The 11,369-nt window shown below is 63.7% G+C and carries 9 protein-coding genes; 3 read left to right on the top strand and 6 right to left on the bottom strand.

Translation table 11 applies throughout. The features are described 5' to 3' along the window. Positions 1-33 precede the first annotated feature (33 nt). Together iolD and iolC are read right to left on the bottom strand one after the other, a co-directional pair. Entirely contained in the window at positions 34-1,860 is a 1,827-nt protein-coding gene (gene iolD, locus BA190_RS02935) for a 3D-(3,5/4)-trihydroxycyclohexane-1,2-dione acylhydrolase (decyclizing) (protein ID WP_068282275.1), read from the bottom strand. 165 nt (positions 1,861-2,025) lie between these two features. Beyond that, positions 2,026-3,945 (bottom strand): 5-dehydro-2-deoxygluconokinase, encoded by a 1,920-nt coding sequence (iolC, locus tag BA190_RS02940; protein ID WP_068282278.1) that lies wholly within the window; start codon positions 3,943-3,945, stop codon positions 2,026-2,028. Positions 3,946-4,320: 375 nt separating this feature from the next. On the opposite strand from iolC, the gene iolG reads away from it, so the two are divergent. Continuing rightward, positions 4,321-5,307, top strand: a complete 987-nt coding sequence (gene iolG / locus BA190_RS02945) for an inositol 2-dehydrogenase (RefSeq protein WP_068282282.1) — start codon at positions 4,321-4,323, stop codon at positions 5,305-5,307. Between the two features lie 129 nt (positions 5,308-5,436). Here iolG and BA190_RS02950 read toward each other — a convergent pair whose 3' ends face one another. Together BA190_RS02950 and BA190_RS02955 are read right to left on the bottom strand one after the other, a co-directional pair. Further along, on the bottom strand, positions 5,437-6,270 hold the full coding sequence (locus tag BA190_RS02950; RefSeq protein ID WP_082979406.1) for a MurR/RpiR family transcriptional regulator: 834 nt from the start codon (positions 6,268-6,270) through the stop codon (positions 5,437-5,439). A gap of 173 nt (positions 6,271-6,443) precedes the next feature. Beyond that, positions 6,444-6,641, bottom strand: coding sequence for a hypothetical protein (locus tag BA190_RS02955; RefSeq protein ID WP_068282285.1), 198 nt, complete (start codon positions 6,639-6,641; stop codon positions 6,444-6,446). A 172-nt stretch (positions 6,642-6,813) separates the two neighbouring features. Here BA190_RS02955 and BA190_RS02960 point away from each other — a divergent pair, with 172 nt between their 5' ends. After that, on the top strand, positions 6,814-7,956 hold the full coding sequence (locus BA190_RS02960; protein ID WP_068282287.1) for a Gfo/Idh/MocA family protein: 1,143 nt from the start codon (positions 6,814-6,816) through the stop codon (positions 7,954-7,956). A 72-nt stretch (positions 7,957-8,028) separates the two neighbouring features. Here BA190_RS02960 and BA190_RS02965 read toward each other — a convergent pair whose 3' ends face one another. After that, positions 8,029-8,502, bottom strand: coding sequence for a hypothetical protein (locus BA190_RS02965; RefSeq protein ID WP_068282290.1), 474 nt, complete (start codon positions 8,500-8,502; stop codon positions 8,029-8,031). Between the two features lie 286 nt (positions 8,503-8,788). Continuing rightward, positions 8,789-9,349, bottom strand: a complete 561-nt coding sequence (locus BA190_RS02970; protein WP_068282291.1) for a GNAT family N-acetyltransferase — start codon at positions 9,347-9,349, stop codon at positions 8,789-8,791. Positions 9,350-10,197: 848 nt separating this feature from the next. On the opposite strand from BA190_RS02970, the gene BA190_RS02975 reads away from it, so the two are divergent. Next, a complete protein-coding gene (locus BA190_RS02975) occupies positions 10,198-11,124 on the top strand; it encodes a PfkB family carbohydrate kinase (protein WP_068282294.1) in 927 nt (308 codons plus the stop codon). Positions 11,125-11,369: the final 245 nt, after the last annotated feature.

The raw sequence follows: 11,369 nt of genomic DNA on the forward strand, positions 1-11,369 counted from the left end.
AAGGTGGGTCTGAAGGCCCGCCGCCCATGATGCTCAATCGCCCACGCGCTGCAGCGCCTTCTTGGTCACATAGGCCGCATGGGCTGCCTCGACCTCGCGGCGCTGGGAAACCTCGGGAACTGCGACATCCCACCAGGCGCCGCCCGCATCGGTCGATTCCAAGGGATCTGTGTCGATCACCACCACGGATGTCCGGCTGTGCCCGCGCGCGGCGGTGACGGCGGCCTCCAGCTCGGCCAGGCTCTTCACCTTGACGGCATGCGCGCCAAGGCTGGCGGCGTGTGCCGTGAAGTCGATGTCCGGCAGCACGTCGTGGCGGGTGTCGCGCAGGAGATTGTTGAAGCTTTCGCCGCCCGTTGCCCGCTGCAGGCGGTTGATGCAGCCATAGCCCCGGTTGTCGAGCACCACGATGGTTAATTTGGCGCCGGCCATGATCGAGGTGGCGATTTCGGAATTGGCCATCAGATAGGAGCCGTCGCCGACCATCACGATGACCTCGCGGTTGGGCTCGGCCATCTTCACGCCAAGTCCTCCGGCGATCTCGTAGCCCATGCAGGAATAGCCATATTCCATGTGATAGCCACCAGGAGCGCCTGCCTGCCAGAGCTTGTGGAGTTCGCCCGGCAGGCCGCCGGCCGCGCAGACCACGATGTCGGTCGGCTTGCCGACCCGCTGCACGGCGCCGATGACCTGGGCGTCGGAGGGCAGTTCGACATTGCTGGCATCGGTATAGCGGGCGGCCGTCTTCAGCCATTCTTCGCGCCCGGAGACCGCCTTGCTTGTCCATTCTTCCGGGGCTTTCCAGCCTTCGAGAGCATTCGACAGCAGTTCCAGGCCAACCCTGGCATCGCAGACCAGCGGCAAAGCGCGATGCTTGGCGGCATCGAAGGGCTGGGTGTTGAGGCCGACGATGCGATGCGTATCGGCCTTGAACAGGGCCCAGGAACCGGTGGTGAAGTCCTGCAGGCGCGTGCCCACGGCCAGGACCAGATCTGCCTCCTCGGCGACCTTGTTGGCGGCGGCGGTTCCGGTCACGCCGATGGCACCCATGCCGAGCGGGTTGTCCAGCGCGACGGCGCTCTTTCCGGCCTGGGTTTCGCCGACCGGAATGCCGTGCCTTGCGGCAAAGGTGGCGAGGGTGCCTTCGGCCTGCGAATAGAGCGTGCCGCCGCCGGTAACGATCACGGGCTTGCGGGCGGCCTTCAGCGCGGCGACCGCGGCGGCCAGTTCGTCCTCGTCGGGGCGGGTGCGCCGGCTGGTCCAGATCCGTTCTTCGAAGAAGGAGGCGGGATAGTCATAGGCTTCGGCCTGCACGTCCTGGCACAGCGCCAGGGTCACCGGTCCGCAATCGGCCGGATCGGTCAGCACGGTCATTGCCCGTGCCAGGGCCGGGATGATCTGCTCGGGGCGGGTGATGCGGTCGAAATAGCGCGAGACGGGCCGGAAGGCGTCGTTCGGGGTGAGGGTGCCGTCGCCGAAATCCTCCAGCTGCTGCAGCACGGGATCTGGCCGGCGGTTGGCGAAGACGTCGCCCGGCAGCAGCAGGAGCGGCAGGCGGTTGACATGGGCGACGGCGGCGGCGGTGACCAGATTGGTCGCGCCCGGTCCGATCGAGGTGGTGCAGGCCATCATGCGGCGCCGTCGCATCGCCTTGGCATAGGCGGTCGCGGCATGCGCCATCGACTGCTCGTTATGGGCGCGATAGGTCGGCAGGGTCTCGCGCGCCTGGTAGAGGGCCTCGCCGATTCCGGCGACGTTGCCATGCCCGAAGATGGCGAAGACACCGGCGAAAATCGGTACCGTCTGCCCGTCGACGACCGTCTTCTGGGCGGTGAGGAAGCGGACCAGGGCCTGGGCCATTGTGAGACGGATGGTAGCCACGAAATCTCTCCCTGAGCGTATTGGACTCAACTGTCAATATGGTTGAGTGGCCTGCTCCAAATGTCTTTGTCGAGAAGTGGAGGCCCCTTGCGGACCTCACCTGGAATGCCGGACCATAGCCAGCGCGAAGCTGCTTCGCGAGTGCTATTGGGCCGCCGCGGCCTGTCCCGAGGCACTCTCCCAGGCTTGAACCAGTCTGGCGAAACGGGTTGCCATCGCGTCGACCGCGTCGTCGTCGCTGAGAGCCCCGCTCAGCCAGGCCCGGGCCGGTTCATTGAAGATGGTGCGTCCGACGGCAAAACCCTTCACCATCGGTTCACTCGCAGCCACGGCGAAGGCAGCCTCGAGGTCTTCCTCCGGGGCTTCCAGGCCAAGTAGCACGATGCCGCGGCAGAGCGGATCGTTGCGCTCGATCACCGCGGCGACGGCACGCCAGGCCGCGGCGGTCTTCAGCGGCTCCAGCTTCCACCAGTCGGGCTTGATGCCGAGGTCGTAGAGGCGCTGCACCACGCTCGACACCGTGTCGTCTTCGAGCGGACCATGCTTGCCGGCGATGATCTCGATCAGCAATTCGCGTCCCACCGTGCGTGCGGCCGCGTGAAGGCGCAGCAATTGGCGCTCCTGCTGCTCCTTGAGGGCAGGGGGGTCGCTGGGATGATAGAAGCAAAGGCACTTGATCGTGTGTCCGACCGGCCATTCGATCAGGCTGGTACCGACATCGGGCCCGCCCTCGAATTCCAGGGGGCGGGAGCCGGGAAGCTCGACCGGCCTGCCGATCCAGAAGGGGTGATCGGCCGCGCGGAACAAGGCTTCGCGGCCATAGATGCCGTCGATCAGCATGCCGAAGCCGGACCGCCCGCCTGCGATCCTGGCGGCAGCCTTGACCGCCAGGGCCTTGAAGGCGGAGATGCGCTCTCGCGATACGCCGATTTCGTCCGCCATCGCTTCCATCTGGGCACGGTGGTCGACGGCGAGCGCCATCAGCCCCTCGGCGGCCGGGCGGCGGGTGGTGGCCCAATGGATGTGGTTGATGGCGGCGTCCTTGCGCAAGGCCCGCTCCTTGCTGCCATGTTCGAGGAAGTAGCTCAGTTCGGTGAAGGTCGGGATCTCGGGCGAGCAGAGCAGGCGGGAGACCGCGAAGGCACCGCTGGCATTGGCATAGGCACAGGCGGTTTCGAGCGGCTCGCCGCGCAGCCATCCGCGCAGGAAGCCCGACAGAAAGGCGTCGCCAGCGCCGAGGACGTTGTAGACCTCGACCGGAAATCCCGGCCCGCGAATGCCGTCATCGAGGCTGGCAGGGATGGCACCGGGAAAGACGACGCAGCCCATCGGTCCGCGCTTGCACACGATGGTGCCGTCGGAGATGGAACGGATGCGCCGCAGCGTCTCGAGCGTGTCCTCCGAACCGCCGGCAATGGCGAGTTCCTCTTCCGTGCCGACGATCAGGTCGCAATCGGGCAGGATGGTCTGCAGATGCGCGGTGACGTGATCGGCCTTGATATAGCGCTCCTCGCCAGCCCCATGTCCGGCGAGGCCCCAGAGGTTGGGCCGGTAGTCGACGTCGAACACCACCTTGCGGCCATGCTTCTTGGCCAGGCGTATGGCCTTGCGCTGGGCGGCATCTGTGTTGGGTTGGGAAAAATGCGTGCCGGTGACGACGATGGCGGCGGCCGAGGCGATGAGAGCCTCGTCTATGTCGCTTTCGTCGAGCGCCATGTCGGCGCAATTGTCGCGGTAGAAGATGAGAGGGAATTGCTTCTCGTCGCGCACACCGAGGATGACCAGCGCGGTGAGGCGGGCGGGATCGGTATGGATGCCTTCGGTCGCCACGCCTTCGCGCTGCATCTGCTCGCGGATGAAGCGTCCCATCGCCTCGTCGCCGACCCGGGTGATCAGGGCCGATTTCAGGCCGAGGCGCGCCGTGCCGATGGCGATATTGGCGGGGCAGCCGCCCACGGCCTTGGTGAAGGAGGACATCTCCTCCAGCCTGCCGCCGACCTGCTGGCCGTAAAGATCCACCGAAGCGCGGCCGATCGTGATGACATCGAGTGCGGGCGTGCTCATGCTTGACCTCCAGACAGACGGACCGGCCCGCCATGGGACGGCGGATGCACAAGGCAGCCGCATTGGGCGGAAACGGCCGGCTCTAAACGTTTCCTCTTGGCGACTGCGTGCCGGCCTGTCGCCTTGTTGTTGTCTCGCGCATCGGCGGGCCTTTCGGCGGTTGCTTCATCCCTTCGATTGGCGCTTCAAAAATGAAACATATATTCTATTATGTTGTCAATATAGAATAAAAATGCCATATTTTGACGTGAAGCCTGTGCCGTCGCCCGCCCTTGCGTGCAAGGCCGCGATTCGGTGGCATGGCGCGATGGTTGACGATTATCCTACAGCAAACAGGCCCGGTCCTCGGGTCAAATCAAACGATTGGGGAGAGAAATGGTTCGTCTCGCAGTTCTCGGTGCCGGCCGCATCGGCAAGATCCATGGTCGCAATGCGGCACTGCATCCGCAGGCCAGACTGATTTCGGTTTCCGATCCGCACGGGCCCTCCGCCGAGGTCCTGGCGGCCGAGACGGGTGCCCGCGTCAGCACGATCGACGAGGCCATCGCCGCCGATGACGTCGACGCCGTGCTCATCTGCACGCCGACCAACACCCATGCCGATCTGATCGAACGGGCCGTGCGAGCCGGCAAGGCCGTGTTCTGCGAGAAGCCGGTCGATCTGTCCTCCGACCGGATTCGCCACTGCCTCGCCGAGGTCACCAAGGCCGGCAAGCCCCTGATGATCGGCTTCAATCGCCGCTTCGATCCCAATTTCGCCACGCTCAAGCACCGAATCGTCGAGGGCGCGATCGGGGAAGTGGAGCTGGTCACCATCATCTCGCGTGACCCGGCGCCGCCGCCGGTCTCCTATATCGAGGGCTCCGGCGGCCTCTTCCGCGACATGATGATCCACGACCTCGACCTTGCCCGTTTCCTGCTGGCCGAGGAGCCGGTGGAGGTCCACGCGGTCGCTTCGGCCCTGGTCGATCCGGCCATCGGCAAGGCTGGCGACGTCGATACCGCTGCCGTGCTCCTGAAGACGGCTTCGGGCAAGATCGCGCAGATCTCCAATTCGCGCCGCGCCACCTACGGCTATGACCAGCGCATCGAGGTGCATGGTTCCAAGGGCCTGATCCGTGCCCATAACGTGCCGAAGACCACTGTGGAGGTGGCGACCGGCTCCGGCTTCCTGGCCGATCCCGTGCAGGATTTCTTCCTGCAACGGTATGCCGAGGCCTATCGTCTCGAGATGACCGCTTTTCTCGACGCGATCCTGGCGGGCAAGGCGCCCAATCCCTCGGGCGAGGACGGCCTGAAGGCTCAGATTCTGGCCGATGCCGCCACGCAGGCGGCTCAGACGGGTATGACGGTGAAAATATAGGCGGGTTGGATCTGCCTGGAAGCGCGGACGTCCGTGGGCACTCAAGGAGTGCCGGATGCCCGCCTTTCATGACAGGCTGAGCCCTGGCAAGAGCGGGCGAGGACCTCCGCCCTTCCAGGGGCCCTCTTGTCAGTCGCGCCCCTTATGTTCGGCCGTGCCCACGGCCAGCGTCATGGCCAGGGCGAAGGTCGCCGCCAGCGAACGGAAGGCACCATGATCGGCTTCTTCCACATCCAGGCGAATGCGGGCGAGGCGGGCCAGCGGGCTTGCCGGGCTGTCGGTAATGGCCAGGATGGCATTGCCGCGCTGATGCGCGATACCAGCCAGTTCGATGGTGTCGGGCGAGTAGGGATTGTAGGAAATCGCCAGCACCACATCCCTGGGCCCCGCCAGCGAAATCTGCTCCTTGCCGAGCTGGCCGACATGGTCGACCAGCGCGCAGCGCTGGCCCAGATTGCCGAAGGCGTAGGCGAGATAGGCCGCCACCGGGAAAAGCCGGCGGGCCGCCACCAGATGGATGATGTCGGCACCGGCGAGCAATTCGATCGCCGCATCGATCATTTCGGGATCGGCCGACGCTCGCAACCGTTCGATCGACAGCGTGGCTGCATCGGCAAAGCCGTTGAGCAGCGGCGCCGACAGGGAGCCCTCATTCGCCTCGGTCCGCAGCAATGCCACGCGCTGGCGATAATCGGGAAAGCGCTGCTTCAGCCGGGCGAGGAAGACCTGCTGCAGATCGGAAAAGCCGGAATAGCCGAGCGTCTTGGCGAAGCGCACCAGGGTCGAGGCTTGCACCCCGGCATTCTCCGCCACCGAAGCGGCGGTGCCGAGGGCGACCTCGTCGGGATGGTCGTTGGCGAAATGCGCCACTTGCCGCAGGCGTTTGGGCAATTGGTCGATGCGATCGGCGAGGCGCGCGGAAAAATCGGTAAAGTCGCGCGTCTCGTCCTCAGCCATGACCATGTCCCGTTCCAGAAGCGGGGCAGTGTGCTCGCTGCCCTCCCTATCATTGACACCTTACCGGTGGTGCCACGCGGCAGCGATGCCGGATCGTGCCGCAAAGGCGCGCCCAACGGAAGGTTAGTGCAACTGGAAAGACTGCGAAACCCGTTTCGCAATCACGGATGTGGATCGGCTCAGCACCGGCGCGTGAGCGGATCGACACCGTCGGTTGTCGGCTTCTCCTCGTCCCGGTCGCGTGGTGCGTCGGTGGAGGGCGGCGGCACGCGCCGGGCCGGATCGTCGATGATGCGGGCAATCAAGGCCGCGATGGTGCCAGTAAACAGCATGGCAGTTGTCCCCTTGGCTGCGACGGCGAACCGTGGAGCCAGCATGGATATCCTTTCTTTCCCCGAGAGACGGCAGCCCGCTCGCGGTGGGTCGAATCGATCTGTGCCGATTTTGATGCACTGCAGCATACAACAAATCTGTGCTGCGTCGCACAATGAAATGGAATGACGGCCATACCAAGGCGGTATGGCGAATGGACGCGAAGGGAGAGAAGTGATGAAGGCATCGGCCAAATCAGATGGCAGGGGGCTCGGTGTTGGCCTGATCGGCACGGGATATATGGGCAAATGTCATGCCTTGGCGTGGAATGCGGTCGCCTCGACTTTCGGTGACGTCATCAGGCCCCGTTTGGTCGCAGTTGCCGAAGCGTCCGCCGATCTTGCCCGTACCAAGGCACTGGAACTCGGCTTCGCCACCTCGACCGGCGACTGGCGTGAGCTCCTGGCCGACCCGCAGATCGACGTGATTTCGATCACGACGCCCAACCGTTTCCATGCCGAGATGGCGATCGCGGCGCTGGAGGCGGGCAAGCATGTCTGGTGCGAAAAGCCGATGGCGACCGTATTTGCCGATGTGCAGGCGATGCATGCCGCCTGGCGCGGCAGCGGCAAGGTGGCGGTACTCGGCTACAACTACATTCAAAACCCCGCCATGCGCCTGATCCGCAAGCTGATCGGCGAGGGGACAATCGGCGTCGTCAATCACGTCCGCCTGGAGATGGACGAGGATTTCATGGCGGATCGGCAAACCCCCTTCGCCACCCGCAACGAGGCCAGTGCCGGCTACGGGGCCCTCGACGATTTTGCCGTCCATCCTCTCAGCCTGCTGCGTTTTGTCCTCGGCGGGGTTGCCGAAGTGTTCGGGGAGATGGCCAGGCCCTATGCGGACCGTCCCCATCCCGATGGCGGCAGGCGGGCCATCGAGAATTACGACATTGCCACCGCCTTGCTGCGCCTGGAGAGCGGTGCTTCGGGTGTGCTCACCGTCAATCGCGCTGCTTGGGGGCGCAAGGGCCGCATCCAGTTGCAGATCTTCGGCGATGCCGGCGCCATCGTGTTCGATCAGGAGCGTTTCAACGAGGTGCAGCTTTTCCGCCGCGAGGGCAGCGAGGAAACCCAGGGGTTCCGGACCATTCTCAGTGCGCCGGTGCACAAGCCCTATGATCGCTTCATTCCAGCGCCCGGCCACGGCCTTGGTTTCAACGATCTGAAAGTGATCGAATGCCGCGAACTGATCGCCCGCATCGAGGGCGAGAAGGCCTCGGTGTTCGATTTCGACGATGGCCTTGCCATCGAGCGTACCGTCCATGCCATTGCGGACAGCTTTGCCAAAGGCCGCTGGGTGGAAGTGAAGGCTTGACCGCCTTGCATCAGCGGTAAAAGAAAACGGCCGCGGAGGGGATCCGCGGCCGCATGATGAAGAAGAAGAGAATTAGCCTTTCAGCTTCTTGTTGCATTCGCTGTAGTAGCCGCCGCCCTTCTGAATCCATTTCAGGCCGCCATTGCCGTTGCTGGTCTTGTTGGCATTGTACTGGTCGAGGCAGGTGTGCATGCGTTGCTTGCCGGCCGATTCCTTGGCATATTTCGGATCGACGGCCGACGGGAACACGGCGCTGCCCGATGTAGCGGCGGTGGGAGCAGGCTTGGCGGCCGGTGCCGGTTTGGCAGCCGTCGTCGCGGCCGGGGCTGCAGGGGCTGCCGGCGCGGTTGCAGCCGGAGTCGCTTCCGTGCCGCATTGTGCCTTGCGGAAATCGTTCCAGGTTGCGCCGTTCAGCGTGTTCGCGGTCTTGGCTGCCTGATATTTGTCGCTGCACTCCTTCATGGTGAGCGCTTGCGCTGGCGCAGCAAGCGCGACCGCACTGGCGATCAGTAGTCCGGTACCAATGATGGCGGAACGAAGCATCATTCTAACTCCCTCATTTTCGGCGGATATTGCCCGCCGCCGACTCTGGATAAGCCTCAGCCGGAATGCCTATTTGTGTGATCAGGAATACGGCGAAGGTACGGCACACCCTGGTGATAGACCGAGTCTGCCAAAGAAAAAAGAGGAACCTTCATCAGCTCGGATCAGTTTCCATTCCGGCAAAAGCTTGCCGGCGCTTCACGCCGGCAAGCTTTTCTGATCGAAACTCAGTCAAGGTTTTACTGTCCTTAACGTCATCAAGGAGATCAAGCCGTGATTTCACATCGCTTCACGGCGAGGGGGCGATGACTCTGCGCCTGCGAAAGATCGCAACCGGGGAACCCAGATGAATGGACTGGCGCAGATATTCATAGCCGCATTTGAGAGCGACACGCTGGGAGTGGATGTTGTCGGGGCTTGTCATGCAGTTGGTGTGCGGCAGATCGATATGACTGTCGAACCAGTTCAGTACGGCCTTGGCCGCTTCCGTGGCATAGCCCTTGCCATGGGCCGCACCGATCAGGGAGTAGCCGAGTTCAGGCGTCCCTGAGAATTCCGGCTCGATGTCGCGCTCGAAATTATGAATGCCGACTTCGCCGAGGAAGCGGCCATCGGTCTTGTCGGTCACGATCCAGAAACCGAACCCCATCCAGAGCCAATGGCCGGCATAACGCAGCATGCGGGTCCAGACCTCCTCGCGCGGATAGGGGGATTTACGCACATAGCGAAGCACCGCGGGCTCTGCCCACATGGCCGTGACGCTCTCCAGATCGCCGGGTCTATGCGCACGCAAAATCAAGCGTGACGTCTCGATGGTGGGAGCGACGGTGAATGCCGACAGAAGGGGCATAGGTGAACTTTCCTCGATCTTATCCGTGCGATCGGTCGTATTGATAGGTGCAAAATGCGTGTTGGTTCCCTTCGACAACTCGGAGGGCGGTTGGTTAGTCAGGTAGGCGATAGTCCTAGCTCCTGGGTTGGGGCTGTTGCGAAAGGCCCGCATGATCGCCACGCTTTCGCGTCGCCACGGGGCCGGTTTTGCGCATTATGTTGCACCGCAACAAACAGTGAATTTCCTTAGCCGACGGTGATCTCTGTCAGCCTCATTACCAATTTGCGCATCCGCTATCAGACGTTTCCGGCCTGTTAGAAGCGCCGGGAAGCCCATTGGATGCCGACCCAAAAGGATCTTGCCGAAACCGGTTTCAGCCGCAGCGGCATTCCGAGCCCGGCCCGTCGAGATTGACCAGACCCGGTGGGCGGGCCCCCGATTCGAGCCACCCGATTGCTGCCCGGAATGCGAAAGCCCGGCCGCGTATGCGTGGACCGGGCTTTTCATTGCCTCCCGAAGAGCGCAAGCAACCAAATCCGCCGGTAAATTGTTACAGCAGTACGAGGCGAGCGCTTTTGTCCATAGCTGCAACATGCGCTCTTCCTCGACCCTCCCGAACGTTGGTTCGACAACACCAGCACGAGCGTGACGCGGGTGTTATATCGGTACGGAAGCTGACGTTTGGTCAGGCTTGCCAAGCCACCTCGATCATGGTTCGCGCATGCCGTGCGTGTCTGCCGGATGAGCCGATCGCGATATTGTTTTGTCTGACAAACTGGCTTTATATCGTCGCGAGGAAACCACCCAGGAAGGCCCGTCAGCAGAATGCTTCGGGCGGCGAAGACAAGGCGATCATGCAAGAGCCGATGAGTACGAGAGGAGCCGTCATCTGCGTCGGCACCACCACGCTGGACCAGGTGCTGGAAATCGATGAAATGCCGCGGCAAGCCATCAAGGTTACGGCCCGGCACCATTTCAAGCGCGGAGGTGGGCCAGCCGCGACGGCTGCGGTTGCCTGCGCCCGCCTGCTGCAGCCGGTCGAATTGTGGAGCCGCATGGGCAATGATGCCGAGGCGGCTTTTCTATGCGAGCGCCTGCGTCATCACGGCGTCGGGATCACGGGCGTGAAATGCAGCGAGGAGATGGATACCATTGCCGCCGTGGTGATCGTCGATCGTCAGGGCGAACGGTTCATCGTCGGCCATGACCATACCGACCTACCAGCCTCGCCGGCCCATCTGCCATTGCAGGACATTGCCGGGGCCGGTGCGGTGCTGGCCGATATCAATTGGCACGAAGCCTCTCTTGCGGCGCTGGATGCAGCTGCTGCTGCGGGAGTCCCGTCGGTGCTCGATGCGGAAGTCACCGATCCGGTGCTGCTGATTGAACTGGCGCGACGCGCAAGTTTGCCGGTGTTCTCGGAGGATGGATTTGCGCTGGCCAGCGACGGGGCGCAACCGGATGCCAGCGGCTGCGAGGCATTGTCGCGCCGCCTCGGCGGGACATTCGGTGTCACATTGGGTGCCCGGGGCTCGCTATGGTGGGGCGGCGGCGTCCTGACCCTGGTACCCGCCTTGCCGGTGAACGTGCTGGACACCACCGGTGCGGGCGATGTGTTTCACGGCGCTCTGGCTGCCGGGCTGGCGGAAGGGCGGTCGGTGATCGATGCCGCCTGCTTTGCCAGTGCGGCCGCAAGCCTCAAATGCGAACTCGGCAATGGCTGGGATGGCATGCCCGAAAGACGGGCCGTCGTGGAAGCGGCCGCCACGCTGGACCCGCGCGTGGTCTCTTGAAGGCGAGACGCAGGGGCAGCAACAGCGCTTGAAGTCAAAACGGTGCCGTCAGGCACGGGCACCGGGTTCGACGCGGCATTGCAGCCTGACAAGCCGCGCCTGGCCCGAGTGTCCGCAAAGCCCCATAAGCGTCTTGCCTACGCGATAGGGGGTCTTGCCTGGGGCACCGTTTCCGAGTGTGAGCCAATTACGCAAAACACCGGTGGCTCGGCCGGATGGGGAGAGAGGGGCGGTTATACGCTACC

This window comes from Labrys sp. WJW, assembly GCF_001676615.1.
GTDB classification, from domain to species: Bacteria; Pseudomonadota; Alphaproteobacteria; order Rhizobiales; family Labraceae; genus Labrys; species Labrys sedimenti.

What these genes read in the sequence shown, in the direction of transcription:
- iolG (WP_068282282.1), top strand. Translation starts at nt 4,321, where the DNA reads ATGGTTCGTCTCGCAGTTCTCGGTGCCGGCCGCATCGGCAAGATCCAT.
- BA190_RS02950 (WP_082979406.1), bottom strand. Translation starts at nt 6,270, where the DNA reads ATGGTCATGGCTGAGGACGAGACGCGCGACTTTACCGATTTTTCCGCG.
- iolC (WP_068282278.1), bottom strand. Translation starts at nt 3,945, where the DNA reads ATGAGCACGCCCGCACTCGATGTCATCACGATCGGCCGCGCTTCGGTG.
- BA190_RS02970 (WP_068282291.1), bottom strand. Translation starts at nt 9,349, where the DNA reads ATGCCCCTTCTGTCGGCATTCACCGTCGCTCCCACCATCGAGACGTCA.
- BA190_RS02960 (WP_068282287.1), top strand. Translation starts at nt 6,814, where the DNA reads ATGAAGGCATCGGCCAAATCAGATGGCAGGGGGCTCGGTGTTGGCCTG.
- BA190_RS02975 (WP_068282294.1), top strand. Translation starts at nt 10,198, where the DNA reads ATGAGTACGAGAGGAGCCGTCATCTGCGTCGGCACCACCACGCTGGAC.
- BA190_RS02965 (WP_068282290.1), bottom strand. Translation starts at nt 8,502, where the DNA reads ATGATGCTTCGTTCCGCCATCATTGGTACCGGACTACTGATCGCCAGT.
- BA190_RS02955 (WP_068282285.1), bottom strand. Translation starts at nt 6,641, where the DNA reads ATGCTGGCTCCACGGTTCGCCGTCGCAGCCAAGGGGACAACTGCCATG.
- iolD (WP_068282275.1), bottom strand. Translation starts at nt 1,860, where the DNA reads ATGGCCCAGGCCCTGGTCCGCTTCCTCACCGCCCAGAAGACGGTCGTC.